Origin of the sequence: Variovorax endophyticus (assembly GCF_025376855.1) — a bacterium.
In the GTDB taxonomy this organism is placed as follows: domain Bacteria; phylum Pseudomonadota; class Gammaproteobacteria; order Burkholderiales; family Burkholderiaceae_C; genus Variovorax.
This window is the reverse complement of record NZ_JAHUTH010000018.1, coordinates 33688-59427: the sequence shown is the minus strand read 5'-3', so window position 1 is coordinate 59427 and position 25740 is coordinate 33688. Positions and strand designations below refer to the sequence as shown.

The following is a 25740-nucleotide window of genomic DNA, read 5'->3' as shown; positions in this document are numbered from 1 at the left end:
TCGACACCATGACAAGACCCAACATCATCTTCATCGTCGCCGACGACCTCGGCTATGCCGACCTCGGCTGCTACGGCGGCCGCGACGCCGTCTTCGGCCCCGTCTCGCCGGTGCTCGACGGCCTCGCCGCCAACGGCCTCAAGCTCACGCAGGGCTACGCGAACTCGCCCGTGTGCTCGCCCACGCGCTTCGCGATGATCACGGCGCGCTACCAGTACCGGCTGCGCGGCGCGGCCGAGGAGCCGATCAACAGCAAGAGCCGCGGCAGCAGCACGCTGGGCCTGCCGGTCGACCATCCCACCCTGCCCTCGCTGCTCAAGGCCAGCGGCTACCGCACCGCGCTGATCGGCAAGTGGCACCTCGGCTACCCGCCGAGCTTCGGCCCGCTGCGCTCGGGCTACGAGGAGTTCTTCGGCCCGATGTCGGGCGGCGTCGACTACTTCACCCACTGCGACTCCAGCGGCCGCCACGACCTCTGGTACGGCGAGGAAGACAAGCAGGAAGAGGGCTACCTCACCGACATCCTCTCGAAGCGCGCCGTCGACTTCGTCGAGCGCATGGCGCAGCAGCCTGCGCAAGAGGCCAAGCCCTTCTTCCTGAGCCTGCACTACACCGCGCCGCACTGGCCGTGGGAAACACGCGACGATGCAGACAAGGCGCCGCTGGTGAAGGACAACCTGTTCGACCTCGCGGGCGGCAACATCCACGTCTACCGCCGCATGATCCATCACATGGACGAGGGCATCGGCTGGATCATGGCCGCGCTCGAGAAGCACGGCATGGCCGACAACACGCTGGTGGTCTTCACCAGCGACAACGGCGGCGAACGCTTCTCCGACAACTGGCCGCTGGTCGGCGGCAAGATGGACCTGACCGAAGGCGGCATCCGCGTGCCTTGGATCGCCCACTGGCCCGCCGTCATCGCGCCCGGCGGCGAGAGCGCCCAGCACTGCCTGACCATGGACTGGTCGGCCACCATGCTCGACGCGGCCGGCGTGCAGGCCGACCCGGCCTATCCGCTCGATGGCGTCTCGCTGATGCCCGTGCTGAAAGACGCGAAGCACGGCTTCCGCCGCCCGCTGCACTGGCGCATGAACCACCGCGGCCAGCAGGCGCTGCGCGACGGCGACTGGAAGTACCTGAAGGTCGACGGCAACGAGTACCTGTTCAACATCCCCGCGGACGAGCGCGAGCGCGCCAACCGCGCGAAGCAGGAGCCCGAACGGCTCGCGGCGATGCGCGAGGACTGGCTCGCCTGGAACGCGACCATGCCGCCGATTCCGGAGGATGCGACGGTGAGCCTGGGGTATTCGGTGAAAGACATGCCGCAGCGCTGAGTTGCGGCGCGCTGAGCCTGGCGGGACTAGAGCTTCTCGGCCAGCGCCTTCGACTGCGCCTCGAACTTGGCCGGGTTCGAGGCCTTCAGCTTCACGAGGTTCTGCAGCTTCCACTGGATGGCCGGCATCCCGGAAAGATGCGGCACATCGAGCCGCTCCCAGTCGGGGGCGGCATTGGCCAGGCTCAGGAGGAAGGCCCGCTCGTCCGCATCGAGGCCCTGCTGGAGCGTGGCGATCATCCGGTCGCGCGCGGCCAGCAGCGCATCCAGTTCCACGGGCTCGGTGGTCATGCCCACGAAGTTGCTTTCGAACGCCTGGCGCACGTCGCGCAACGGCGGAAACAGGACCTCGTCGATCGGCCTGTTGTGGCTCGCCAGATAGACCACGAAAGCACGACGGATGCCATCGGTGATACCGCCGTGCGCCAGCAGTTGCATCACGTCGAAGAGATCACGCGGATGCTGGCGGTCCATGGCGGCGACCAGCTTGCCGCCATAGACGTCTTCGAGCGATACCACCGGGATTTCCAGCTCGGCCTGCAGCACTTCCTGCGCCTTGACACCCAGCCCCGTGAGGGCGACTGGTCGCACGGTTCCGCGCATCACGTAGTTGACCTCGACCTTGACCTCGATGCCGTCGCGCTTCACCAGGAGCTTGCTCTCGCCCGCATCGGGCGCGCCCGCGAGACGGGTCTGGAAACCTCTGCGCCCGAGCGTGGCGGCGGCCTTGCCGAGACGCGTCTTGATCGTGTCGAGCGCCGCTTCGCGCGACAGCGTGTGGTCGGGCAGGACGAGGTCCAGGTCGACCGACAGCCGCGGCATGTCGCGCACGAAGAGATTGATGGCCGTGCCGCCCTTGAGCGCGAAGGTGTCGTCCTCGAAGACCAGGGGCGCGACCTGCGTCAGCAGGCGTGCGGTCCGCAGGTAGATCTCGTTCACGACTTCAGGACCAGCAGGCCCTCGCGGGTCTGGCCGACCCAGGGCCGGTCGCCACCGGTCGGCAGCTTGGCTGGGTCGAGCTTCTTCACCCACGGCAGCGACAGCTCGCGTCCGAGCTGAAGGCACAGGCGCACCGTCTTCACGCTGGTGCACTGGCGCAGCAGTTCCGCGAGCACCGAGGGGCGCAGGCCGTAGGCGCCCTCCGCCAGCTCGCGCGCCTCCGCCAGCGGCTGGCGCACGCCCACCTCGCTCAGCAATTCGAGAAACGCGCGCTCGGGCGCCGACACGTTCGGCGCCTCGGCACGGCCCTCGAAAGGGCCCGCGTGCCGCATGCCGGTGACATCGCTGCTGAAGAGGTGCTTGCGGTGGTAGTCAGCGGCGAAGACCCGGGTGAACCAGTCCGGCAGGCTGGCCGACTCGAGGCCGTAGAGATGCAGCATCGGCGCCTGCGAAACATGGTGGCGCACCCCGTGCCAGTCGAGCGCCGATTTGCCGCCCACATGCAGGCCGGGAATCTGGCGCTGGAGCAGCAGCAGGCTCGGGTCGCGCTGCAAGGGCGTGTCGGGACGGCAGTACACGCCGCGCGCCAGCCGTACCAGCCATCCCGCGCGCACATAGTGGACGGCGAGGTCGCCGGAGATACCCTCGCGCGCCAGGTCCTCCGTCGTGACGGGGGTTCCGCCTGGCAGCTGGCTCAAGAGAGCATTTAGTTTTGACCGATTTATCGTAGTCACACTACGATTATTCAGACAATTCGAAGCACCGGCAAGACTTCGAATTATCCCATTTATCGTAGTTTGACTACGATTTCACGGAAAAATCGAAATCATCCGCTCACGTCGCCTCGGACCCCACGGTCGTCCTGGACATCCCCAGGCTCCACAACCTCAGCGCCACATGGATCTCCAGCGCCCGGCTCGCGCTGCCCCAATGCCCCAGCAGTTCCTCGACGCTCGCGAGCCGCTGCCGCACGGTGTTCACATGGATGCCCATGCGCGCCGCGGTGGTCTTGGCGTTCTGGTTGCAGTCGAAGTAGGCCAGCAGGGTCGACGTGAGCTCCGCGCCGCGCTTCCTGTCGTGGCTCGTGAGCGCGCCGATGGTGGCGTCGAGGAAGGTGTTGAGGCTGCCCTGGTCGTGGGTCTCGAACAGCACCGAATAGAGCGCCATCTCGTTCTGCCCGACGATGGCGCCGCGCATGCCCAGGCGCCCCAGCACGGGCAGCGCGCGGCGCAGCGCGGCGTACAGCGCGGGCATCTCGGCCGGCGACTGCACGGGCCGCGACAGCACGCCACGGTAGGCATCGCCGAGCTCGCGCCGCGCGAAGGCGGTGACGGCCTCCAGCACGTCCTGCGCGCGGGTCGCGGCGCAGACGATGGCGAGCGCGCCGTCGACCTCGTCGAACACCTGCTCGGTCATCGGCGCGCCGGCGCGCAGGCGCCGGGCCCAGAAGCCGGGCCGGGGCTCGGCCATCTCGACCACCATCAGCGAGATCGGCTGCGAGAGATCGAGCCCGAAGCGCTCGGCGCGGTCGCGCGTGAGCGCGGGCTCGTCCTGGCGCGGCGAGATCAGGGTGCGCAGCAGCGCCGCCACCTCGCGGCTCTTGCCGGCCTCCACGCGCTCCTGTGACAGCAGCACGATGCCGATGATGCTGGAGCTGCGCTCGAAGGTGCGCAGCGAGGTCTCGCGCAGGTCCTGGTGCCGGAACAGCAGCACGGCACCGAGCACCTCGTTGCCGCCGAGCACCGCGATGGCGCGGCACAGCTCGCCGTCGCGCTCGTAGGCCACCACAGAGCGGCCAGCCTGCCGGCTCTCGCGCAGCGCCTTCGCGAGCGCGGCACTGTGTTCGTCGTTCGGCGCGTAGGCATCGGCCGCCGCGCCCTCGTAGCCCGGCGCCACCGCGCGGCCGATGACCTGGTGGGCCTCGTCGAGCACCAGCACGCCGCCGTTGAGCAGCTGCGCGATCGACTCGCACAGCGCGCCCAGCGACGCGCCCTTGGCCAGCAGCGAGGTCAGCTGCTCGTGCGCCTCGGCCGCGCCCTGCACGTCGCGCACGTGCCGCTCGAGCTCGCCGCGCGCCTGGTCGGCATGCGCGAGCGCGTCCTTCGCTTCGGCGAAGGCCTTGGCGTTCTCGATCGCCACCGCCGCATGCGCGGCCAGCGTGCAGAGGATCGACACGTTGAGCGCCGTGTGCGTGCGGTGGTAGCGGTCGGCCACGAACAGCAGGCCGATCACCTCGTCGTCGCGCATCAGCGGCGCGCCCACCAGCGCGGCCACGCCCTCGTCGCGAAAGATGTCGTCGAGCGTGGGGTCGTGCGCGAAGCGGTTGTCGTGCAGGTAGTCGGGCGTGAAGAAGGGCAGCCGCGTCGTCATCACGATGCCCGCGATGCCGAGGTTGCGGCCGACGGTCATGCGGCCGGTGCGGTCGGAGATCGCGCCGTCGGCCACCACCACCTGGAAGGCGCCGGTCGCGCTGTCGTAGACCGTGAGCCAGCACAGGTGCGAGCCCATCAGGTGGCGCGCGCGCTTCACGATGGTCTTGAGCAGGCCCGTGAGGTCGAGCCGGCCCGAGAGGTCCTGCGCCGATTCGATCACCGCGAGCATGCCGCGCTCGCGCTGCTCGTGCAGCTCGAGCCGGTTGCGCAACGCCATCGCCATGCGCACCAGCTCGACCAGGCTGGACTTGCGCCGCAATGCATCGGGCAGGGCTTCCACGGCCGCGAGCCGGCCGGCGAATTCTTCCGCGGGCGCATTCCGGTGCAGCAGGCCGATCAGTTCGGCGGCGATCTCGTCGGCCGCCTGCTCGCTCGCATCGCGCGAGGAGCCCGCCGCGCGCGGTCGTTCGGTGGACAGGGATGACATAGGGCCGCGAAGGCTAGCAGAACGATGCGGCCATGCCCATGGGTCCGATCCCTCTCCCCTGGCGCCGCGATGGCGATCGCGAACACCGCATCACATCGGGAGGGGGTGTCCAGTGTGCGCGACGCACATAGTTTTGAAGCGGTGCTTTCAAGACACTGACCGTGAAGCGAGAGCGCCATGGCGCCCGCATGGACACAACGAGACACCACAGGAACCCATGAGCATCATCGATTCACTGCGGCCCGCGCCTGGCCTGCGGGTGCTGATCAGCGCGGGCGCGTCCGGCATCGGCGCGGCCATCGCACTGGCCTTTCGCGAGACCGGCGCGCGCGTGCATGTCTGCGACATCGACCGCCTCGCGCTCGACCGCATGGCACGCGAGGCGCCCGAGATCACCTCGAGCATGGCCGACGCCTCGGTGCCCGAGGACGTGGCGCGCGTGTTCGACGACGTGGAAGGCGCGCTCGGCGGGCTCGACGTGCTGATCAACAACGTCGGCATCGCGGGCCCCACCGGCGCGCTGCAGGACCTGCAGCGCGGCGACTGGGAGCGCACGGTGGCGGTCAACCTCAACAGCCAGTTCTATTTCGCGCAGCGCGCGATCCCGTTGCTCAGGCGCTCGCAGGCCAACCCCTGCCTGATCGCGATGAGCTCGGTCGCGGGCCGGCTCGGCTATCCATTCCGCACGCCCTACGCATCGACCAAGTGGGCCATCGTCGGCCTCATGAAGTCGCTGGCCATCGAGCTCGGCCCGCATGGCGTGCGCGTCAACGCGATCCTGCCGGGCACGGTCGAGGGCGAGCGCATGAACAGCGTGATCGGCGCGCGCGCCGCCACCGCGGGCGTGTCGGTCGAGGCCATGCGCGCCGAGTACCTGCAGAAGATCTCGCTGCGCCGCATGGTGACGCTCGACGACGTGGCGGCGATGGCGCTGTTCCTCTGCTCGCCCGCGGCCCGCAACCTCACGGGCCAGGCGATCAGCGTCGACGGGAACATGGAATACCTCTGAACGCCGACGAGCGGCCCACCCCTTTTTTTCAAGAAGCATGGAGACATCAATGCGCAGATCCGCCCCCTTCCCCCTCTCGTTCAACGCCGCCGCGTCGGCCCTGGCCTGCTCGCTGGCCCTGCTGTCGGCCGGTGCCTCGGCCGCGCCCGTGAAGATCGGCGTGCTCGAAACGCTGTCGGGCCCGCAGGCCTCGTCGGGCCAGGCCTACCGCACCGCCGTGCGCTTCGCCATCGACCAGATCAACGCGGCCGGCGGCTGGAACGGCGAGCCGGTGCAACTGCTCGAGTACGACAACCAGGGCGGCCCCGCGGGCGCGGCCGACAAGCTCAAGGCGGCCGCGGCCGACGGCGTGCAGCTGATCGTGCAGGGCGCCTCCTCGGCCATCGGCGGCCAGATCACCGAGGACATCCGCAAGTACAACCTGCGCAATCCCGGCAAGGAGATGATCTACATCAACGTGGGCGCCGAGGCGCTGGAGCTCACGGGCGAGAAGTGCAACTTCCACCACTTCCGTTTCAGCGGCGACGCGCAGATCCGCACCAAGGCGCTGGTCAGCGCGATGAAGCAGGCCAACGCGCTCGGCACCCGCGTCTATTCGATCAACCAGAACTACTCCTGGGGCCAGGACATGGAGCGCGCCATCGTCGACAACGCATCGGCCGGCGGCTACCAGGTGGTGGAGAAGACCCTGCACGACGTCAACAAGGTGCAGGACTTCGCGCCCTACGTGGCGAAGATCAGCGCCGCCAAGGCCGACTCGGTGCTCACCGGCAACTGGTCGAACGACCTGCTGCTGCTGATGAAGGCCTCGAAGTCGGCCGGCCTCAAGGTGCGCTTCGGCACGGTGTTCCTCGACCAGCCCGGCAACATCGCGAACGCGGGCGATCTCGCGGTCGGCCATTTCGTGGCCCACACCTTCAACGCCGAGGCCGCCGGTGCCGAGGGCGAGCGCTTCGTGGCCGACTACAAGGCCAAGACCGGCCACGCGCCGGCCTTCATCGAGCCGCAGACCGTGTTCGGCATGGCGATGGTGGCCGATGCGCTCAAGCGCACCAAGCCCGAGAACGGCGCGCTCAACGTCAACGCGCTGGCCCGCGCGATCGAGACCGCGAAGATCAAGACCCCGATGGGCGAGATGAGCATGCGCGCCGCCGACCACCAGGCGCTGCTGCCGATGGTGGTGTCGACCGTGACCAAGGACGCGCGCTACAAGGCCGACGACACCGACATGGGCTTCAAGCCGGTGAAGCGCTTCACGGCCGAGGAAGCCTCGACGCCCGCGCAGTCGAGCTGCGCGATGAAGCGCCCGGGCTGAGCGCCCGCGCGCTCCTCTCCCCGGGGCCGCGCCGCGCGGCCCCGTTCCCCGAATCCCCTCCCCGGCGGGACGCGCGCGTCCCGCCGGCGCAGCCTCGGCTGCTCGCAAGGACACCCATGGACCAGCTCATCGTCTCGCTCATGAACGGCATCGTCTACGGACTGCTGCTGTTCATGGTGTCGGCCGGCCTCACGCTCATCTTCGGAATGATGGGCGTGCTCAATTTCGCGCATGCCTCGTTCTACATGCTCGGCGCCTACTTCGCCTACACGCTGCAGGGCACCATCGGCTTCTGGGCCGCGGTCATCGCCGCGCCGATCCTGGTCGGCCTGATCGGCGTGGTGGTCGAGCGCTTCTTCCTGCGCCGCGTGCACCACCACGGCCATGCGCACGAGCTGCTGCTGACCTTCGGCCTGTCGTTCATCATCGCCGAGACCATCAAGCTGTTCTTCGGCAACTTCCCGGTCGACTACCGCATCCCGCCCACGCTCGATGTGCCGGCCTTCGCCATCGGCGGCGCGCAGTACCCGGCCTACCGCCTGCTGATGGGCGGCATCGCGATCGCGATGTTCGTGGCCATCTACCTGCTGCTCACGCGCACCCGCGTCGGCATCGTGGTGCGCTCGGCGATCTACAAGCCGCGCATGGCCGAGGCGCTGGGTCACAACGTGCCGCTGGTGTTCATGGGCGTGTTCGGCGTCGGTGCCGGCCTCGCGGGCCTGGCGGGTGCGGTGGCCGGTGCCTTCTACACCACCAACCCCAACATGGCGCTCGAGCTCGGCGTGATGGTGTTCGTGGTGGTGGTGGTCGGCGGCCTGGGCTCGCTGGGCGGCGCGATGCTGGCCTCGCTGCTGATCGGCGTCATCACCTCGCTGGCCGTGGGCATCGACCGCAGCCTGGCCGACCTGTTCGCGCTGGTCGGCGCGGGCGACTGGGCGCGCGGCGTCGGCGGGCTGATGACGCTCAAGCTCTCGAGCCTGTCGGCCACCATTCCGTTCGCGCTGATGCTGTTGATCCTGCTGGTGCGGCCGAGCGGGCTGATGGGCGAGAAGAACTGAGCGGGAGGGCCGAGACGATGAAGACCACCCTCTCCCTGCTCGCCGCCGGCGTCGCGCTGCTGCTGGCCCTGCCCTTCCTGCTGTCGCAGGGGCTGCTCAACGCGGCCATCCAGATGCTGATCGCCGCGCTGTTCGCGAGCGCCTACAACCTGCTGTGCGGCCAGGCCGGCATGCTGTCCTTCGGCCACGCGGCCTACTTCGGCGTCGGCGCCTTCGGCACCGTGCATGCGATGAACGCGCTCGGCGGCGCCGGCCTGCTGCCCACGCCGCTGATGCCGCTGGCGGGCGCGGTCTGCGGCCTGGCCATCGGCGGCATCGCGGGCTGGTTCGCCACCCAGCGCAGCGGCACCTACTTCGCGATGATCACGCTGGCCATCGCCGAGCTGATCCATTCGCTGGCGCCGCACCTCAAGGGCCTGTTCGGCGGCGAGGCCGGCGTGTCGACCATGCGCATGCCGGCCTGGGGCTTCGGCTTCGGCACGACCACCGAGGTCTACTACCTCACGCTGGGCTGGGTGCTGCTGTCGCTGGCGCTGCTGTACCTCTACACCCGCACGCCGCTGGGCCGGCTGACCTGCGGCCTGCGCGAGAACAGCCACCGGCTGCGCTTCCTGGGCTACAACGTGCACGGCCTCGGCGTGCTGGTGTTCGCGGTCTCGGCCATGTTCTCGGGCATCGCGGGCGGGCTGCAGGTGGTGTCGAACGAATCGGCCAACTACGTGGTGTTCGATCCCGCACTGTCGGCCGCGGTGGTGCTCAACACCTACATCGGCGGCGTGCAGGTGTTCCTCGGCCCGGCGCTGGGCGCCGCGCTCATGACCTTCTTCGGCTACGCCGTGTCGGACCTCACGCGCTCGTGGCTGCTCTACCAGGGCATCCTGTTCGTGCTGGTGATGATGTTCATGCCGGCCGGCCTCGCGGGGCTGGTGGGCACCACCGCGCGGCTGCGCCAGCGCTTCGGCCTGGCCCGGTTGCTGCCGGTGGTGGCGCTGTCGGTGGGCGCGGCGCTGCTGCTGAGCTTCGGCGGCGCCTTCGCGATCGAGATGCTGCAGCGCGCCTTCTCGCAGGACTACCGCTCGCTCGCCAACCTGCAACCGGGTGGCGGCTGGCCGCCGATCCAGTTCCTGGGCCGCGCCTGGCTGCCGCTGTCGTTCGCGACCTGGGCCGTGCCGCTCGCGCTGCTCGCGGTCGGCGGGCTGCTCGCGCGCTTCGCGCGGCAACGGCTGCGAACCCTGGCTCAACGCGAAGCCGAGGCTCCCCTCGCGGCGCAGGCCGCGCCCCTCGCCGAGCGCACCGGAGGCGCCGCATGAACGACCCGATCCTGAGCATCCGCGGCCTGCGCAAGTCCTTCGGCCCCACCGAGATCATGCGCGGCGTCGACCTCGACCTGCTGGGCGCCGAGCGCCATGCGCTGATCGGCCCCAACGGCGCGGGCAAGTCCACGCTGTTCCACCTGATCTCGGGCCAGCTCGCGCCGACGGCCGGCAGCATCCAGTTCGACGGCCAGTCGATCGCCGGGCGCACGCCGCAGGCCATCAACCGGCTCGGGCTCGCGCGCTCGTTCCAGATCACCAACATCTTTCCCAAGCTCACCGTGTTCGAGAACATCCGCCTCGCGGTCATGCGCCGCCATGGGCTGCAGTACGTCTTCTGGCGCTTCATCGACCGCGACCGCGCCATCCGCGAGGAGACCGAACGGCTGCTCGAACTCGTGCGCCTGAACGCACGCGCCGCGACGATCGCGGGCGAGATGGCCTATTCGGAACAGCGCTCGCTCGAGATCGCGATGACGCTGGCCTCCGACCCGAAGGTGATCCTGCTCGACGAGCCGATGGCCGGCATGTCGACCGAGGAAACGCACTACACGGCCGAGCTGATCCGCGAGGTCACGAAGGGCCGCGCGCTGATGATCGTGGAGCACGACATGGACGTGGTGTTCTCGCTGAGCGACCGCATCAGCGTGCTGGTCTACGGCCAGGTGATCGCCACCGGCACGCCGCAGGAGATCCGCGCCAATGCCAGCGTGAAAGAGGCCTATCTCGGCGAGGAGGTGGCGGCATGAGCACGACCGATACGCTGCTGAGCGTCGAGGACCTCCACGTCCACTACGGCAAGAGCCACGTGCTGCACGGCGTCGACCTGCGCGTCGGGCGCAACGAGGTCATCAGCCTGCTCGGGCGCAACGGCTCGGGCCGCTCCACCACCATGAAGGCCATCATGGGCCTGGTGCCGCCATCCGCGGGCAGCATCCGGCTGCGCGAGCGCGAGCTGGCCGGCGCGCGGCCCTATGCCGTGTGCCGTGCCGGCATCGGCTACGTGCCCGAGGAGCGCGAGGTGTTCGCCAACCTCACGGTCGACGAGAACCTGCGCATGGGCGAACAGCGCGCCGTACCCGGCGCGCACCGCTGGACCGTCGAGCAGATGTTCGACTACTTCCCGCGCCTCAAGGAGCGCCGCAACACCAAGGCCGGCAGCATGTCGGGCGGCGAGCAGCAGATGCTGACCATGTGCCGCTCGCTGCTGGGCAATCCGCTCCTGATGCTGATCGACGAGCCCACCGAGGGCCTGGCGCCCAGGATCGTGGCGCAGGTCGGCGAATGCATCGTCGACATGCACCGCAAGGGGCTGTCGGTGGTGCTGGTCGAGCAGAAGCTCGCGATCGCGCTCAAGGTCTCGACCCGGGTCTGCGTGATGGGCCACGGCCGCATCGTGTTCGAGGGCACGCCGCAGGCGCTCAAGGCCGACCAGCAACTCGTCTCGGAGTGGCTCGCGGTCTGACGCGGCGCCACCCCTCCTTCATCCTTTCCACACATCCCATGGCAAGCACCCAAGACAAGGTCATCATCTCCTGCGCGGTCACCGGCTCGGTCCATACGCCGAGCATGTCCGAGCACCTGCCGCTCACGCCCGACCAGATCGCCGAGCAGGCGATAGCGGCGGCCGAGGCCGGCGCGGCGATCCTCCACCTGCATGCGCGCGATCCGGTCGATGGCCGGCCTTCGGCCGACCCGAAGGTCTTCGACCAGTTCGTGCCGCGCATCAAGGCCGCCACCGATGCGGTCATCAACATCACCACCGGCGGCAGCACGCGCATGACGCTCGCGGAGCGGCTGGCCTATCCGCTGCAGGCCAAGCCCGAGATGTGCTCGCTCAACATGGGCTCGATGAACTTCTCGATCCACACGGCGGCGCGGCGCATCGCCGAATGGAAGCACGACTGGGAGCAGCCCTATGTCGAGGGCATGGAGGACCTGATCTTTCGCAACACCTTCCGCGACATCAAGCACATCCTGCAGGTGCTCGGCGAGGACTGCGGCACGCGCTTCGAGTTCGAGTGCTACGACGTCGGCCATCTCTACAACCTCGCGCACTTCGTCGACGAGGGCCTCGTCAAGGGTCCGCTGTTCATCCAGAGCATCTACGGCATCCTCGGCGGCCTCGGGCCCGATCCCGAGAACCTCGTGACCATGCGCGCCACCGCCGACCGCCTGTTCGGCCGCGACGGCTACCGCTTCTCGATCCTCGGCGCGGGCCGGCACCAGATGCCGCTGCTCACCATGGGCGCGGTGATGGGCGGCAACGTGCGCGTGGGCCTGGAGGACAGCCTCTACCTCGCCCGGGGCCAGCTCGCGAAGTCCTGCGCCGAGCAGGTGCGCAAGATCCGCCGGATCCTCGAGGAGCTCTCGCTCGAGATCGCGAGCCCCGACGAGGCGCGCGCGATGCTGGGCCTCAAGGGCAAGGACGCGGTCGCGTTCTGAGCCCCGCTCCCCTTTTTTTCTTCATTCATCGGGAACAGCAATGAACAAGACACTGGACGGCCGCGTGGCCATCGTCACCGGCGCGGGCAGCGGCCTGGGCCGCGCCCATGCGCTGGCGCTCGCGCGCAATGGCGCGCGCGTGGTGGTCAACGACGTGGCCGGCGCGCACGAAGGATCGCCGGGCCGCGCCGTGGCCGACGAGATCGTGCGCGCGGGCGGCAGCGCCATCGCGGACGGCGGCGACGTCACCGACTTCGCGGCCATGGAAGCGATGGCCGCGCGCGCCGTGGCCGAATGGGGCCGCATCGACATCCTCGTCAACAACGCCGGCGTGCTGCGCGACAGGAGCTTCTCGAAGATGACGCTCGAGGACTTTCGCCGCGTGATGGACGTGCACCTGATGGGCAGCGTGCATGCCGTGAAGGCCGTGTGGGAAACGATGCGCGCACAGCGCTACGGCCGCATCGTGATGACCACCTCCTCCTCGGGCCTGTACGGCAACTTCGGCCAGTCGAACTACAGCGCCGCCAAGATGGCGCTGGTCGGCCTGATGCAGACCCTCGCGCTCGAGGGCGAGCGGCAGGACATCCGCGTGAACTGCCTCGCGCCCACCGCCGCCACCGCCATGACCGAGGGCGTGCTGCCGCCCGAGGCGCTGGCACGGCTGCAGCCCGACTACGTGAGCCCCGGGCTGGTCGCGCTGGTGGGCGAGGACGCGCCCACGCGCACCATCCTGCTCGCGGGCGCGGGCAGCTTCGAGAGCGCCAACCTCACGATGACGCGCGGCATCTTCATCGACGGCAGCGACTACACCGCGGCCGAGGTCGCCGCGCGCATGGACGAGATCCGCGACCGCGCCGACGAGCGCGTGCCGGGCACGGGCTTCGAGCAGTACCAGTGGGAGCTCTCGAAGGCCGGCTTCGAGGTGCCGCTGCCGCACTGAGGGCGCCTGCTCAGGGTTTACGCGGCATGGGCCGCGCACACAGGAACGCGGCCTGCTGTGTCCGGCCCGCACATTGGATTCGGGACCCGCGCGCGCGAGACTGTGCCGCGTCCCAACACCAACGACATCGGAGACCCATGACATCCAGCCATCGCGACATCGTCCTGGCCGTCGCCGCCTGCATCGCCGTCAGCGCCACGCTCGTAGGCTGCGGCGGAGGCGGTGGCGGCAACGGCTTTCTGCTGCCCATCTCGGGCAGCCAGCCGCCCTCCCCGCCACCGCCACCGCCACCGCCCGCTCCGCCACCATCGAGCGCCGCGCTGAGCTGCGAGCAGTTGCCGGGCTTGAGCGTGCCGGCCGCGGCAATCGGCCTGCCGACCTCGGGCGCCACCGTCACGGCCACCAAGACCGTGCCGGCCGCCGGCACCGGCGTGGCCGCGCTGCCCGAGTACTGCGAGGTGTCGGGCAAGATCTCGCCGGTCGACGCCAGCGCGCCCGACATCCGCTTCACCTTGGCTTTGCCCACGAGCTGGAACCGCAAGGTCGTGATGTTCGGCGGCGGCGGCTTCAACGGCACCATCCCCAGCGTCAAGGGCAACGTGCCCAACGGCCCGGTCGACCAGCCCGTGCCGCTGGCCCGCGGCTATGCCACCTTCGCGAGCGACTCGGGCCACCAGGCCAATGCGCTCGGCTCGCAGGACGGCCGCTTCGGCCTCAACGACGAGGCCGTGCGCAACTTCGGCGGCGATGCGCTCAAGAAGACGCACGACGCGGCGCTCGCGATCGTCCAGGCGCGCTACGCGGCCAGCCCCGCCAGGTCGTACTTCGCGGGTGGCTCCACCGGCGGGCGCGAGGCCGTCACCGCCATCCAGCGCTGGCCCGCCGATTGGGACGGCGCCATCGCCTGGTACCCGGCCTGGAACGACGCCGCCGCGCTGCTCGGCGGCCACCGCATGAGCCGCGCGCTGGCGCAGCCCGGCGCGTACCCCAATGCCGCCAAGCGCGAGCTGCTCTACAACGCCGCCATGGAGACCTGCGACGCGCTCGACGGCGTGGCCGACGGCTTGATCAGCAACCAGACGCTGTGCAACGCGCGCTTCGATCCGGCCACCGCCATGCTCAAGGGCGCGCCCGTGCGCTGCGCGGGCGGCGCCGACACCGGCAACAGCTGCCTGTCGGATGCGCAGATCGCGGCCATGAAGAGCATCAACACCGCGACCAACTTCCGTTTCGCGCTGGCCAGCGGCGAGACCCAGTACCCGGGCTACAACATCTGGGGCGCCGATCCCGGCATCAGCACCTGGACCTCGCCGCTCGAGCCCACCGTGACCTTCCTGGCCTTCGGCGGCGCGCAGCCCACGCGCCCGATGCCGGCCAACGCGCCCTACATCAGCGTGCTGACCGACCAGTGGATCAAGTACTCGGTGACGCGCGACGCGAGTTTCGACTCGCTCTCGCTCGACCCCGAGGACCCGGGCCCGTGGGCCAGCCGCATCAGCGCGCTGAGCACCCAGCTCGACGCCAGCACCGACATCTCGGCCTTCAAGGCGCGCGGCGGCAAGCTGCTGCTCGCCCACGGCCTGGCCGACGTGCTCGTGAGCACGCGCGCCACCGAGCAGTACTACCAACGCCTGCAGTCGCGCTGGAGCCCGTCGGAGGTCGACGGCTTCGTGCGCTACTACGAGGTCGCGGGCCTGGGCCATGCGGTCAGCAGCGTGTTCAACGCCACCTGGGACTCGCTGACCGCGCTCGAGGGCTGGGTCGAGAAGGGCACCGCGCCGAGCAACCAGGTCACGACCGACACCGCCGGCGTGCCGGGGCGCACGCGACCGCTGTGCGACTACCCGAAGTGGCCGCAGTACAAGGGGTCGGGGGACGTCAATCTGGCGGGGTCGTTCCAGTGCGTGAATTGAGGCGCTGACAGGCGGCGGCTCAGCGCGGGCGCACGAAGCGCTCGCGCGCCGCCTCCACCGCCGCGCGGCAGGTACAGCCCTCGATGTGGTCGTTGACCAGCCCCATCGCCTGCATGAGCGCATAGAGCGTGGTCGGACCGACATAGGTCCAGCCGCGCTGCTTCAATTCCTTCGACATGCGCTGCGAAGCCGACGTGGTCGGGTTGGCGCGGTAGTAGGCGATATCGACCACGGCCGGCCGGTCCTTCGGCCCGGGCTCGAAGCGCCAGAACCAGGCGCCCAGCGAGCCGGCCTCGGCGACCAATTCCTGCGCGCGCTTCGCGTTGTTGATCGCCGAGACGATCTTCGCGCGGTTGCGCACGATGCCGGCATCGGCCATCAGCCGCTCGATGTCCTTCTCGCCGAAGGCCGCCACCTTGTCGATCTCGAAGTTGGCGAAGGCCGCGCGGAAGGCCTCGCGCTTGCGCAGGATGGTGATCCAGGCCATGCCCGACTGGAAGCCCTCGAGGCAGATCTTCTCGAACAGCGCGCGGTCGTCGCCCGCCGGGCGGCCCCACTCGTTGGCGTGGTAGTCGGGCATCTGCGGGTGCCAGGCGCAGTGGCGCCGGCCGTCGGCGGACTGGATCAGGCCGTCGTCGTCGGCGGGAGAGGCATCGGGTGCAAGGTCCATGGGGGTGGCATTGTCGCGAAGTGCGCTCGCGCGTGCCTCGCCGGTTCCGGTCTTTCTATTCGCGCCGGCTCCCGCGCAACCGCTCGGCCACATCGCGCATCGCCCACGCCCCCACCGAGGCCATGAAGCCATCGGCCGCGCGCAACTGATCCGCCGCGATCCACTCGTCGGGCTGATGCGCCTGCGCGATGAAGCCCGGCCCGCACACCACCGTCGGGATGCCGGCCTGCTGGAAGAAGCCCGCCTCGGTGCCGAAGGGCAATTCGGCCTCGGGCCACAGCGCGCCGAGCGCGCGCGCGATCGCGACCGCCGGCTCGCTGCCCCGGGCCGACAGCGCGGGCACGCCCGCGACCTGCTCGGCCTCGACCTTCACGCCCGCGGGCAGGGCCGCGAGGATGCGGCGCACCGCGGCGCGCACGCGCTCGGCCGCGGCTTCGTCCTCGGGGCGGAATTCCCACAGCACCTCGCAGCAACCGGGCACGATGTTGATCGCGCTGCCGCCGTCGATGCGGCCGACATTGAGCGTGGCCACCTGCCCTTGCCGATCGAGGCTGCGGCGCAGCCGCGCGAGGCGCGTGACCAGATGCGCCGCGGGTTCGATCGCGCTGGCGCCGAGCGAGGGATCGCTCGAATGCGCGGCCAGCCCGCTGAACAGCGCGCGATGGCCGAAGAAGCCGCGGTGCCGCACGCCGATGCGCATGCCGGTGGGCTCTCCGACGATCGCGAGCGCGGGCGCCTGCACGCGCGCCTCGAGGCTGTCGACGAGGCGCGGCACGCCGAGGCAACCGATCTCCTCGTCGTACGAGAACGCGAGATGGATCGGGCGCTGCAGCCTGCCGCGTTGCCATGCGGGCACGGCCGACAGGCAGGCCGCGATGAAGCCCTTCATGTCCGCCGCGCCACGGCCATGGAAGCGGCCCTCGCGTTCGACCAGCGCGAAGGGCTCGGAGCGCCACGACTGCCCCGCCACCGGCACCACGTCGCTGTGCCCCGAGAGCACCATGCCGCCCGCCGCATCGGGGCCGATGCGCGCGAGCAGGTTGGCCTTGCACCCGTCGTCGCTGCGCACGAGGTGCACATCCGCGCCGTGCGCCGCGAGGTAGTCGGCCACCCAGTCGATCAGGTCGAGGTTGGAGCGCTGCGAGGTGGTGTCGAAGGCGACCAGCGCGCGCAGGATCTCGACCGTGGTCATGCCGGCCCTATGCGGCCAGGCCGATGCGGATGCGGCGATTGTGCTGCCCCTTGTTCTCGATCTTGAGGATGCGCAGCGGCGCCGACTGCGAGGTCTTCGTCAGGTGCGTGCCACCGCAGGCCTGCCGGTCGAGGCCCGCGATCTCGACGATGCGCGTCATGCCGTCGTCCTGGCGCGGCGGCGCGACTGAGCGGCTGCGCAGCAGGCCGGGCTCGCGTGCGAGTGCGGCCGCGTCGAGGTACAGCACGTTGACCGGCAGGCCGTCGCCGATCAGCGTGTTGAGCTCGGGTTCGAGCGCGCGCAACGCGTTGTTGTCGGCCGCGGGCAGGTCGAAGTCGATGCGCGCCGTGCCGTCGGCGGCCATCTGCACGCCGGTCACCAGCGAGCCCTCGAAGCGCTGATAGACCAGCGCGTTGAGAATGTGCAGGCCCGTGTGCAACTGGCTCATGAGGAAACGGAAGTCGGGGTCGACGTCCGCGACGACGCGCTCGCCGGATCCGGGCGCGACCTCGCCTTCGGCCAGGCAATGCCAGGCATTGGCGCCTTCGGTCTCGATGCGGTCGACGCGCAACGCGCGCCCCTTCCACTGCAGCATGCCGCGGTCGCTCAACTGGCCGCCACCGCCGGGATAGAAATACGAGCGGTCGAGCAGCACGGCGTCGGGACGACGCGCGATGACGCCGGCTTCGAAGCGCAGGCAATCGGGTTCGAGGTGGCAGAGATAGGGTGACATCGGATCTTCGGTTCGACAGAGGGACTAGGAAAATCGCCGCGCGGTCACGATGCCGATCAGGATGATCGCGCCGCCCGCGAATTCGGTGAGGCTCAGGTACTCGTGGAACAGCCAGCCACCGAGCACCGTCGCGATCACGGGCTGCACCAGCAGCGTGATCGAGGACAGCGCAGCCGGCAGCTTGGCCAGCGCGTAGGCAATCAGGCCCTGCCCGCCCACGTGCGACACCAGCGCCAGCGCGAGCAGCATCAGCACGCCGTGCATCGTGTGGGGCACCAGCGATTCGCCGCGCAGCAGCGCGACCGGCAGCAGCACGACCAGCGTGCCGAGGCTGCTCCAGGCCATCACGCTCATGGTGCGGTAGTTGGAGCGCACGAGGCTGACCGCGAGCAGGTAGCTGCCGTAGAACACGGCCGACAGCAGGCCCAGCAGGTTGCCCGCCATGCGGCCCGAGCCGAAGTCGAGCCGGTGGCCGATCAGGAGAAAGGCGCCGGCCAGCGCGCACAGCATGCCGGCGAGGAAGCCGCGCTTGAATTTCTTGCCGAGGAAGAGCCGCGCCCCGAGCACCACGAAGATCGGCGCCAGGTTCGCGAGCAGGTTGGCATTGGCCAGCGTGGTCAGGGTCATCGACCAGTGGTAGAGCGCGAGGTTGCCCGAGAAGATGAAGCCGACCAGCACCAGCTTGACCGGAAACGCCGGTGCGGCCCGGGGCGCGGGTTCGGCGCGCGCGGCCAGTGCGTCGAGCAGGAAGAAGACCGGAATCGCGAGCGCCACGCGATAGACCGCGCTGGCCGTGGGCTGCAGCTCGCTGTGGCGCAGGAACACGCCGCCCAGCGCCAGCGCGGCCGCGCCGAGCAGCAGCGCGGCGAAAGAGAGGAACTGGCCGCGGGCGGCGGCGGGAAGCGCGAGGGTCGTGGTCATGGTGCGTACGGTGGCGAAAAAGCCGAAGCCGTGGCACGCATCCTGGCCGGCGAACGCGCCGGCGTATTGGCGAAAATTGCGGGAAGCGCTCAGCCCTTGCGGGCGCGCACGTACTGCAGCGGCGTCATGCCGAAGGTGCGCTTGAAGTGCCGCGTGAGCGCGCTCTGGTCGTAGAAGCCGCTCGCGACCGCCGCGTCGGTCAGCGGCCGGCCCGCCGCGAGGTGGTGGATGGCGGCCCGGATCCGCAGCTGCGTGAGGTAGGCATGGGGCGTGAGACCGATGGTGCGGTTGAAGGCGCCGATCAGCTGGAACGGCGTGAGGTCGGCAACGGCGGCCATCCGCTCGAGGTTCAGGTTCTCCGCATAGGCGTCGTGCAGCAGCTCCAGCACTGGCGCGAGCACGCGCGCGCCTGCGGGCGCCGGCAACGCGCGCCGCCCCGCCTGGGCATGGCGCTCGAACAGCGTTCCGAAGCTCTGCACGAACAGTTCCTGCCGGCGCAGCGAATCGACGGACCGAAGGTCGCCGTCGAAGGCCTGGTGCAGCGCGAGGAAGCTGTCGACGAGCTGCGGGTCGTCGATGGCGTTCGACGCGAAATAACGGGCCTGGACCTGCCCCAGCGATGTCATCAGGTGACGGATACCCGCATCGGCCAGATAGAAGGAGCGATAGCGCCAGCGCTCGCTGCCGGCCATGCGCCCCGAATGCGGCTCGGCCGGATTGAAGACCAGCAGCGAGCGCGGCTGCGCGATGCCGGTGCGGCCGCGGCTCGTGAACTCCGAGCCGCCGGCCTCGGTGACGGCGATCACGAAGGAGTAGTGCACATGCGGCGCGTACTCGTGGGTCCTGAAGTCCGCGTGCAGCAGGTCCATGCCCGGCAGATCGGGGGCATGCCAGTAGCGCGAGGTGTTCAGGGGATCGAGCTTGGCCATCTGCGTGGGATTCGATCACCTCCGGCGAAGAAAGTCGATACGCCGCCCTTCAGCATCTCCTCAGCCCGGTCTTCTAGCATCGGGCGATGCTCTCCCCCATCGCTCCCCGCATCGGCGCCGTCTTCATCCCCGTCAGCGACATCCACGCCGCGCGCGACTGGTACTGCCGGCTGCTGGGCCTGCAGCCCGATGGCGAGGTGCTGTTCGGCCACATCTACGTGCTGCCGATGAACGGAGGAAGCGGCCTGGTGCTCGACAGCAAGGACTACGCGGGCCCGAACGACCGCAAGCCGCTGTTCCACTTCGCGACGCGCGACATCGTCGCGGCGCGAGACTTTCTCGCGCGCATCGGGGCAGCGCACGAGCAGATCGCCGACGGCGTGTTCGTGCACTTCGAGGACCCCGATGGCAACCTGCTGATGGTGGCCGACGTGCCGGTGGCCGGCTGAAACCCCGATCCACCGGCTCGAGGCTTCAAGCCGGACGACGCGATGGCGCGCCGTCTCGCGCCGCTCAGGACTTCTTCGAGAAGTCCAGCGCGCTCGTCAGGTCGCCCATCGCCGGCAGGCCGTTCTTCACCAGCGCCTTGTCGCGCTCGACCAGCCCCGGCAGCACCGGCAGCGACCAGCGGTGCGTGATGAAGCGCAGGGTCGAAGCCGTGTCGTACTGCGTCTTGTCGACGAAGCCCTTCTTCGCGAAGTCCGACACGATGAGCGCGGGGATGCGGGTGCCCGGGCCCCAGCGGTCGGCCTTGGGCACGCGCGCATGGTCGTAGAAGCCGCCGTTCTCGTCGTAGGTCACGACCACCAGCATGTGCTTCCACTGCGGGCTGGCCTTGAGCTTGGCGATCACGTCGGCGATGTGGGCGTCGCCGTCGGCCACGCTGGCATAGCCGGCGTGCTGGTTCAGGTTGCCCTGCGGCTTGTAGAAGCTCACGGCCGGCAGCGTGCCGTTGGCGGCGTCCTTCAGGAAGTCGGCGTCGAAGTCCTTGAGGTGGGCGGCACGAGCATCGGGATGCTGCACCGGGTCGAAGGCGGCGTAGTAGTTGAAGGGCTGGTGGTGGAACTGGAAGTTCGGCACCACGGCCGGCGGGGTCGGCGGCACCGGCGCCTTCGGGAAGCTGCGATCGCCCTCGGCGAGGGCGCTGGTGCTGTTCCACGAACCGCTGTACCAGGCCCAGCTCAGGCCCTTGGCCGTGAGCAGGTCGCCGATGGTGGCCTGCGTCTGCGGCGGCAGGGTGGTCGCGGCCTTGGGATCGGCGTAGTGCCGGTCGGAAGCATCCTTGGCCTGCGCGTTGCCGCTAGGCTGGTAGGGCGGCTGCATGGTGTTGACCGCGTAGAAGTTGCCGGCGGCGTCCTTCGGCGTCAGCGTGCTGTCCTTCAGGTAGACGGGCGCTCCGCTGAGCACCGAGGCCGGGCTGTTGGCCGCGGGCGTGAGCCGCACGAAGTTTCCGTTGGCGTCGGTGTCGACTGCGGAAATCGAACCATTGCCCGGCGAAGCCGGGTCATCGGCGTTCGGATACAGCGGCGCGCAGGCGCAAACCAGGTACTGGTGGTTCAGGAACGAACCGCCGAAGGCGCCCATGAAGAAGTTGTCGGCCAGCGTGTACTGCTTGGCCAGGTCCCAGAGCTGCATCTTCCTGCCGTCGTAGTAGCCCATGCTGAGACCGCCGGCATCCGAATAGGCGGCGAACTTGTCGTTCTTGCCGCCGTTGATCTGCATCTGGTTGTTGTAGAAGCGGTGCACGAGGTCGCGCGTGATGACGCTCTGCGGAATCTGCGTGCCCGTGTTGTAGAAGCCGCTTTCCGCATCGATCTGGAACATCCGGTTGGGCATGCCCATCGACTGCTGCTGCGTGACCGTGTACTTGGACTCCTGCCCGGTCGCGGTCACGCCGCCCCACACCGGCGGCAGGTTCGGCAGCGTCGCCCCATCGAAGTCCTTCTGCGGCTCGGCCGTGCCGGTCGACGACGTCGGGTTCACGCCCGGAATGCCGTTGGCGCCCGGGAACAGGCCATAGAGGTTGTCGAAGCCGCGGTTCTCGGCATAGATCACGACCACGTTGGTGATGTCGTCGAGCGCGAAGCGGTTGCGCAGTGCCGCGACGAGGTCACCGCCGCTGCCGGCCTCGGCCACGGCCTCTGCGATGCGCTCGATCGACTGGTCGATCTCGGTCTGCAGCGCGGTCTTGACCTTGGCGTCGCCGACCTTGTTGTGGTCGGCCAGCAGCTGGCTCTCGCTCACGCCCAGGCGCGTGGCCAGCGCGGTGCGCGCGGCGGCGAGGTTGCCACCGTTGGCATCCATCAGCGCGGCGAGCTCGGTGCTGATCGCATTGACCACGCCATTGGCGCCGGCCGGCGCGCGGAACACCAGCGCCCGGGTCACGGCGCTCTCGACGCCGGTGTCGGGATCGAAGCGCTTGCTGCCGGTGCCGATCTCGGCCACCACGGCGCCCTGCCCCGCGAGCGTGAAGGCGCCGTTGGCATCGGTGGTGGCGCTGGCTTCGCCCGCGTCGCAGCGGCCGTTGTTGTTGGCGTCGATGCAGACCTTGGCGTTGCGGTAGTAGCTGCCCGTGACCACGCCCGCGGTGGTGGCGCCGCCGAAGAAGGGCAGGAAGCCACCGCCGTCCGACCCGCCGCCGCAGGCAACGACCAGCGCCGCCGCCGCGATGGCCGTGGGCCAGGGTTTGAAGTGGCTGACGAAGGTGCGCGCCGAGGCGAACGCACCGCTGCTGCGAGTGGAGGCGGTCATCATGTGTGCTGTTATGAGGTGTGGATGAACCGGGGCGGAAGCCCGGCCGGGCGATGCTCCCGGGGGCAGATGACAGCGGCGTTGCAGCTAAAGCTTTCAATTGCCCTCCTAATTCAGGGCTAAGAAATCTCCGGCCGGCATGTCACGGTTCTGACATGCGTCGCTCCTAGCCTCGCCTGCGGCCCTGCCCTGCACGCGCCTCCTGCTCCGTTCCACGTGTTCCCGATGCCCCGTCTTCCTCGCCGTGCGGCCCTGCTGGCCGCGGCCGCCCTGCTCGTCGCGCTGCTCGGCGGCTGCGAGCGCGCGCCCTCGGAGAGCGCACCGGCACCAACGCCCGCCGAAACCGCACCGACGCCCACGGCCTCCACCGAGCCCGCGCACCCGGCCTACCTCGACGCGCCCTACGCCGTGCTGCCGGGCCGCAAGCAGCCCACGCCGGCGCAGCTCGGCGAACTGGGCCGGCGCATCTTCTTCGACGGCAGCCTCTCGGCTTCGGGCAAGGCCTCGTGCGCGAGCTGCCACGACCCGAAGCACGCCTGGGGACCGCCGAACGCGCTGTCGGTGCAACTGGCCGGCCCCGACGGCCGCACCGAGGGTCCGCGCGCGGTGCCTTCGCTGCGCTACCTGCAGACGCTGACCGCCTTCACCGAGCACCATCACGACAACGACGGCGACGACAGCGTCGATGCCGGCCCCACCGGCGGGCGCATGTGGGACGGCCGCGCTGGCTCGGCCCACGAGCAGGCCGCGCTGCCGCTGCTGTCGCCGGCCGAGATGGCCAACGCCTCGGTCGAGGACGTGGTGCGCAAGCTCGAACGCACGGCCTATGCTGGCGACATGCGCGCGGCCTTCGGCGACGAGGTGTTCGCGGATCCGAAGATGGCGTTTCGCGCGGCCGGCCTCGCGCTCGAGGCCTTCCAGCAATCGCCGGCGGACTTCTATCCCTTCAGCAGCAAGTACGACGCCGCGCTGCGCGGCAAGGCGGCGCTCAGCCCCGCCGAGATGCGCGGCCTCGCCCTCTTCAACGCCGAGGACAAGGGCAACTGCGCCTCCTGCCACATCAGCGAGCGCACGCCCGACGGCGCCTTCCCGCTGTTCAGCGACTTCGGCCAGATCGCGCTGGGCGTGCCGCGCAACCGCAGGCTCGCGGCCAATGCCGACCCCGACTACCACGACATGGGCGTGTGCGGCCCGATCCGCACCGACATGAAAGACCACCCCGAGTACTGCGGCCTGTTCCGCACGCCCTCGCTGCGCAACGTGGCGGTGCGCCAGAGCTTCTTCCACAACGGCGTGTTCCATTCGCTCGAGGAAGTGATCCGCTTCTATGCGCAGCGCGACACGGCGCCGCAGCGCTGGTACGCGCGCGGCAAGGACGGCCAGGTGCACCCCTTCGACGACCTGCCCGCGCAGTACCACGCCAACATCAACACCGACCCGCCCTTCGGCCAGAAGCCCGGCGGCAAGCCCGCGCTGAGCGAGGCCGAGATCCGCGACGTGGCGACCTTCCTGCGCACGCTGACCGACGCCGACCAGCACGACGCGCCCGCTCCCGGTGCGCTGCGCACGGCCGCGCGCAGGCCCTGAACGTCGGCATCCGCCTACACGCGCTGCCGCTTCGCCCGACAACGGGCCGCCATGCGGCAGCGCATCATTCCTCAGTCGGATCGCCCGCCGCATGCGCGCCGACATCGCGAGCGCGCCAGGCCGGCCGCCCGGATTCCTCCCGACGGCGCCCTTGCGTGACGACATGCCCGACCTTCTTCCGAACGGCGATGCGCAGCCGCCATCGCCCCGTGCTCCGCCTGTTTCCCCGCTCGTTGCCTCCGCAGCGTCCACCGGCAGCCGGCGCCCCTTTGCCGTGAACTGGGCGCTGTCCACCTGGAGCGCCACCACCCTCGGCCCCGGCGGCCGGCCGTCGGCTCCGTCGATGGACAGCCTCATGGACGCCGCCATGCATGGCGTGCGCAACTCGCTGTCCGCGATCCGCCTCGGCGTGGACCTGCTCGCGCGGCGCGGCGACCTGAGCGAGCCCGACGCGGTGCTCGAGCACATCGACAGCGCCGCCGTGCGCGCCCACGAGCAGGCCGAGGAGCTCGCGGACTTCTGCCGGCTCGCGGCCGGGCGGACCATCGCCACGGTCGCGAAGCGCTTCCCGCTGCATCACGTGGTCCGGCAGGCGCTCGAGGCGCGGCATTCGGCGCAGCCCGGCGGGGTCGAGCACGACCGCCTCGGCCATGGGGACTGCCTCGGCGATCCGGTGCGCGTCGCGCAGTTCGTGCGTCTCGCGCTGGAGGAGCTCGCGCCGCGCGCCGCGTCGCGTTGCATCGTGATCAGCGAGATCGACGGCCCGCGCTTTCGCATCGCCGTGCATGCGGGCGACCCGAAGGCGCACGAGGCCGCCGACACGCCAGGCCAGCGACTGGCGCGCGCGCACCGCCAGGCGCTGCTGCGTGCCATCGCGCATGCGCACGGGGGCGAGCTGCGCCTGGCATCCGGCCCGCCGCACGGATGGTCGGTCGAAGGACGCTTCGCCGGCGCGGGATGAGCGGCGCCAGCATCTGGATCGTCACGCCGCCGGGCTATGTCCACAGCGGCGCCTTCGAGGAGTTCGCGCTCGCGCTGAGCGAAGGCCTGCGCGAACTCGGCGTGGCCGCGCCGATCGTGCACCGCCGCCCCGCGGGCGAGACGATCGTGCTCGGCGCGAACCTGCTGCCCGCTCTCTCCGATCGCCCACCGCGCCGCGCGATCCTGTTCAACCTCGAGCAGCTCTCGCCCGGCTCGCCCTGGTGGTCCGAGCGCTACCTCGACCTGCTGCGCCGGCGACCGGTGTGGGACTACAGCGCGCGCAACGTGGCGCTGCTGCGTTCGATGGGCATCGCGGCCACGCTGTGCGAGGTGGGCCATGCCGAGGCGCTGCGGCGCATCGTGCCGCGCGAGACGCGGGACATCGACGTGCTGTTCTACGGCTCGGTCAACGACCGGCGGCGCGCGGCGCTGCTGGCCCTCGAGGACGCGGGGCTGCGCGTGGTCGCGCTGTTCGGCGTCTACGGCGCCGCGCGCGACGACTACATCGCGCGCAGCCGCATTGTGCTGAACCTGCACTACGACGAGGGCCGGCTGTTCGAGGTGGTGCGCGTGTCCTACCTGCTGGCCAACGGCTGCTGCGTGGTGTCGGAGACGGGCGACGATCCCGAGGCGGAACGCGCGTACGAGGGCGCCGTGGCCTTCACCTCGTACGAAGGCATCGTGCCCACCTGCCTCGCGCTGCTGCGCGACGATGCGCGGCGGCGCGCGCTCGGCGCCAACGGGCTGGCGCTAATGCAATCGCGGCGGCAGGCCGACGCCCTGCGCGCCGCGATCGGCCGGATGCCGGGCGGCTTCGCTGGCCTGGGCTAGGGCCTGTTAACACTA

23 protein-coding genes are annotated in these 25740 nt (G+C 70.0%); 14 read left to right on the top strand and 9 right to left on the bottom strand.

Features of this window, described 5'->3' with window-relative positions; genetic code table 11:
- Window positions 1-8 precede the first annotated feature (8 nt).
- Window positions 9-1337, top strand: coding sequence for a sulfatase family protein (locus tag KV106_RS22750; RefSeq protein ID WP_057594869.1), 1329 nt, complete (start codon window positions 9-11; stop codon window positions 1335-1337).
- A 26-nt stretch (window positions 1338-1363) separates the two neighbouring features.
- On the opposite strand, the gene KV106_RS22745 is transcribed toward KV106_RS22750, so the two are convergent.
- The 3 genes from KV106_RS22745 to KV106_RS22735 all read right to left on the bottom strand — a co-directional run bounded on the left by KV106_RS22745 (window position 1364) and on the right by KV106_RS22735 (window position 5134).
- Window positions 1364-2275, bottom strand: a complete 912-nt coding sequence (locus KV106_RS22745; protein ID WP_261212522.1) for a nucleotidyl transferase AbiEii/AbiGii toxin family protein — start codon at window positions 2273-2275, stop codon at window positions 1364-1366.
- The gene (locus KV106_RS22740; protein WP_261212521.1) at window positions 2272-3009 is read right to left on the bottom strand and encodes a type IV toxin-antitoxin system AbiEi family antitoxin; all 738 of its coding nucleotides are present in this window, start codon (window positions 3007-3009) and stop codon (window positions 2272-2274) included. The genes KV106_RS22745 and KV106_RS22740 overlap by 4 nt, the downstream gene beginning before the upstream one ends.
- Before the next feature lie 100 nt (window positions 3010-3109).
- On the bottom strand, window positions 3110-5134 hold the full coding sequence (locus KV106_RS22735) for a helix-turn-helix domain-containing protein (RefSeq protein WP_261212520.1): 2025 nt from the start codon (window positions 5132-5134) through the stop codon (window positions 3110-3112).
- Between the two features lie 217 nt (window positions 5135-5351).
- Between KV106_RS22735 and KV106_RS22730 the strand changes: the two genes are divergently transcribed.
- The 9 genes from KV106_RS22730 (at window position 5352) to KV106_RS22690 (ending at window position 15130) form a co-directional block, all read left to right on the top strand.
- The gene (locus tag KV106_RS22730) at window positions 5352-6143 is read left to right on the top strand and encodes an SDR family oxidoreductase (RefSeq protein ID WP_261212518.1); all 792 of its coding nucleotides are present in this window, start codon (window positions 5352-5354) and stop codon (window positions 6141-6143) included.
- A 49-nt stretch (window positions 6144-6192) separates the two neighbouring features.
- A complete protein-coding gene (locus tag KV106_RS22725) occupies window positions 6193-7458 on the top strand; it encodes a branched-chain amino acid ABC transporter substrate-binding protein (RefSeq protein ID WP_261212517.1) in 1266 nt (421 codons plus the stop codon).
- A gap of 116 nt (window positions 7459-7574) precedes the next feature.
- A complete protein-coding gene (locus KV106_RS22720) occupies window positions 7575-8516 on the top strand; it encodes a branched-chain amino acid ABC transporter permease (protein WP_208509039.1) in 942 nt (313 codons plus the stop codon).
- A 17-nt stretch (window positions 8517-8533) separates the two neighbouring features.
- Window positions 8534-9826 (top strand): branched-chain amino acid ABC transporter permease, encoded by a 1293-nt coding sequence (locus KV106_RS22715; protein WP_261212514.1) that lies wholly within the window; start codon window positions 8534-8536, stop codon window positions 9824-9826.
- A complete protein-coding gene (locus KV106_RS22710; protein WP_057594875.1) occupies window positions 9823-10578 on the top strand; it encodes an ABC transporter ATP-binding protein in 756 nt (251 codons plus the stop codon). Before KV106_RS22715 ends, KV106_RS22710 begins: the two co-directional genes overlap by 4 nt.
- Window positions 10575-11294 carry an ABC transporter ATP-binding protein gene (locus KV106_RS22705; protein WP_057594876.1) on the top strand — a complete coding sequence of 240 codons (720 nt, stop codon included), beginning with the start codon at window positions 10575-10577 and terminating at the stop codon, window positions 11292-11294. The genes KV106_RS22710 and KV106_RS22705 overlap by 4 nt, the downstream gene beginning before the upstream one ends.
- Before the next feature lie 38 nt (window positions 11295-11332).
- Window positions 11333-12274 carry a 3,5-dioxohexanoate:acetyl-CoA acetone transferase gene (gene kce, locus KV106_RS22700; protein WP_261212511.1) on the top strand — a complete coding sequence of 314 codons (942 nt, stop codon included), beginning with the start codon at window positions 11333-11335 and terminating at the stop codon, window positions 12272-12274.
- Window positions 12275-12314: 40 nt separating this feature from the next.
- Complete coding sequence (locus KV106_RS22695) at window positions 12315-13217, top strand: SDR family NAD(P)-dependent oxidoreductase (RefSeq protein ID WP_261212509.1); 903 nt, start codon at window positions 12315-12317, stop codon at window positions 13215-13217.
- 137 nt (window positions 13218-13354) lie between these two features.
- Window positions 13355-15130, top strand: coding sequence for a tannase/feruloyl esterase family alpha/beta hydrolase (locus KV106_RS22690; RefSeq protein WP_261212508.1), 1776 nt, complete (start codon window positions 13355-13357; stop codon window positions 15128-15130).
- A gap of 19 nt (window positions 15131-15149) precedes the next feature.
- Here the strand turns inward: KV106_RS22690 and KV106_RS22685 are convergent, their stop codons facing one another.
- From KV106_RS22685 to KV106_RS22665, 5 genes are all read right to left on the bottom strand, one after another.
- Entirely contained in the window at window positions 15150-15800 is a 651-nt protein-coding gene (locus tag KV106_RS22685) for a DNA-3-methyladenine glycosylase I (RefSeq protein ID WP_261212506.1), read from the bottom strand.
- A gap of 55 nt (window positions 15801-15855) precedes the next feature.
- Entirely contained in the window at window positions 15856-16992 is a 1137-nt protein-coding gene (gene argE / locus KV106_RS22680; RefSeq protein ID WP_261212504.1) for an acetylornithine deacetylase, read from the bottom strand.
- A 7-nt stretch (window positions 16993-16999) separates the two neighbouring features.
- Window positions 17000-17725 carry an alanyl-tRNA editing protein gene (locus KV106_RS22675; protein ID WP_261212502.1) on the bottom strand — a complete coding sequence of 242 codons (726 nt, stop codon included), beginning with the start codon at window positions 17723-17725 and terminating at the stop codon, window positions 17000-17002.
- A 24-nt stretch (window positions 17726-17749) separates the two neighbouring features.
- Window positions 17750-18646: a DMT family transporter gene (locus tag KV106_RS22670; protein ID WP_261212501.1), complete on the bottom strand. Its 897-nt coding sequence runs from the start codon at window positions 18644-18646 to the stop codon at window positions 17750-17752.
- 89 nt (window positions 18647-18735) lie between these two features.
- Complete coding sequence (locus KV106_RS22665; RefSeq protein WP_057592812.1) at window positions 18736-19575, bottom strand: AraC family transcriptional regulator; 840 nt, start codon at window positions 19573-19575, stop codon at window positions 18736-18738.
- Window positions 19576-19661: 86 nt separating this feature from the next.
- Here KV106_RS22665 and KV106_RS22660 point away from each other — a divergent pair, with 86 nt between their 5' ends.
- A complete protein-coding gene (locus tag KV106_RS22660; RefSeq protein ID WP_261212498.1) occupies window positions 19662-20024 on the top strand; it encodes a VOC family protein in 363 nt (120 codons plus the stop codon).
- 64 nt (window positions 20025-20088) lie between these two features.
- Here KV106_RS22660 and acpA read toward each other — a convergent pair whose 3' ends face one another.
- Window positions 20089-22326, bottom strand: coding sequence for an acid phosphatase (gene acpA, locus KV106_RS22655; protein ID WP_261212497.1), 2238 nt, complete (start codon window positions 22324-22326; stop codon window positions 20089-20091).
- Between the two features lie 225 nt (window positions 22327-22551).
- On the opposite strand from acpA, the gene KV106_RS22650 reads away from it, so the two are divergent.
- The 3 genes from KV106_RS22650 to KV106_RS22640 all read left to right on the top strand — a co-directional run bounded on the left by KV106_RS22650 (window position 22552) and on the right by KV106_RS22640 (window position 25725).
- Window positions 22552-23913: a cytochrome-c peroxidase gene (locus tag KV106_RS22650; protein WP_261212496.1), complete on the top strand. Its 1362-nt coding sequence runs from the start codon at window positions 22552-22554 to the stop codon at window positions 23911-23913.
- A 274-nt stretch (window positions 23914-24187) separates the two neighbouring features.
- Entirely contained in the window at window positions 24188-24874 is a 687-nt protein-coding gene (locus tag KV106_RS22645; RefSeq protein ID WP_261212495.1) for a histidine kinase, read from the top strand.
- On the top strand, window positions 24871-25725 hold the full coding sequence (locus KV106_RS22640; protein WP_261212494.1) for a glycosyltransferase family protein: 855 nt from the start codon (window positions 24871-24873) through the stop codon (window positions 25723-25725). The genes KV106_RS22645 and KV106_RS22640 overlap by 4 nt, the downstream gene beginning before the upstream one ends.
- Window positions 25726-25740: the final 15 nt, after the last annotated feature.

Bases quoted from the DNA above. Each gene is read 5' to 3' on its own strand.
- KV106_RS22705 (WP_057594876.1), top strand. From the start codon at position 10,575: ATGAGCACGACCGATACGCTGCTGAGCGTCGAGGACCTCCACGTCCAC.
- KV106_RS22665 (WP_057592812.1), bottom strand. From the start codon at position 19,575: ATGGCCAAGCTCGATCCCCTGAACACCTCGCGCTACTGGCATGCCCCC.
- KV106_RS22695 (WP_261212509.1), top strand. From the start codon at position 12,315: ATGAACAAGACACTGGACGGCCGCGTGGCCATCGTCACCGGCGCGGGC.
- argE (WP_261212504.1), bottom strand. From the start codon at position 16,992: ATGACCACGGTCGAGATCCTGCGCGCGCTGGTCGCCTTCGACACCACC.
- KV106_RS22690 (WP_261212508.1), top strand. From the start codon at position 13,355: ATGACATCCAGCCATCGCGACATCGTCCTGGCCGTCGCCGCCTGCATC.
- KV106_RS22720 (WP_208509039.1), top strand. From the start codon at position 7,575: ATGGACCAGCTCATCGTCTCGCTCATGAACGGCATCGTCTACGGACTG.
- KV106_RS22735 (WP_261212520.1), bottom strand. From the start codon at position 5,134: ATGTCATCCCTGTCCACCGAACGACCGCGCGCGGCGGGCTCCTCGCGC.
- KV106_RS22670 (WP_261212501.1), bottom strand. From the start codon at position 18,646: ATGACCACGACCCTCGCGCTTCCCGCCGCCGCCCGCGGCCAGTTCCTC.
- KV106_RS22750 (WP_057594869.1), top strand. From the start codon at position 9: ATGACAAGACCCAACATCATCTTCATCGTCGCCGACGACCTCGGCTAT.
- acpA (WP_261212497.1), bottom strand. From the start codon at position 22,326: ATGACCGCCTCCACTCGCAGCAGCGGTGCGTTCGCCTCGGCGCGCACC.
- KV106_RS22650 (WP_261212496.1), top strand. From the start codon at position 22,552: ATGCCCCGTCTTCCTCGCCGTGCGGCCCTGCTGGCCGCGGCCGCCCTG.
- KV106_RS22710 (WP_057594875.1), top strand. From the start codon at position 9,823: ATGAACGACCCGATCCTGAGCATCCGCGGCCTGCGCAAGTCCTTCGGC.
- kce (WP_261212511.1), top strand. From the start codon at position 11,333: ATGGCAAGCACCCAAGACAAGGTCATCATCTCCTGCGCGGTCACCGGC.
- KV106_RS22640 (WP_261212494.1), top strand. From the start codon at position 24,871: ATGAGCGGCGCCAGCATCTGGATCGTCACGCCGCCGGGCTATGTCCAC.
- KV106_RS22675 (WP_261212502.1), bottom strand. From the start codon at position 17,725: ATGTCACCCTATCTCTGCCACCTCGAACCCGATTGCCTGCGCTTCGAA.
- KV106_RS22660 (WP_261212498.1), top strand. From the start codon at position 19,662: ATGCTCTCCCCCATCGCTCCCCGCATCGGCGCCGTCTTCATCCCCGTC.
- KV106_RS22725 (WP_261212517.1), top strand. From the start codon at position 6,193: ATGCGCAGATCCGCCCCCTTCCCCCTCTCGTTCAACGCCGCCGCGTCG.
- KV106_RS22685 (WP_261212506.1), bottom strand. From the start codon at position 15,800: ATGGACCTTGCACCCGATGCCTCTCCCGCCGACGACGACGGCCTGATC.
- KV106_RS22715 (WP_261212514.1), top strand. From the start codon at position 8,534: ATGAAGACCACCCTCTCCCTGCTCGCCGCCGGCGTCGCGCTGCTGCTG.
- KV106_RS22730 (WP_261212518.1), top strand. From the start codon at position 5,352: ATGAGCATCATCGATTCACTGCGGCCCGCGCCTGGCCTGCGGGTGCTG.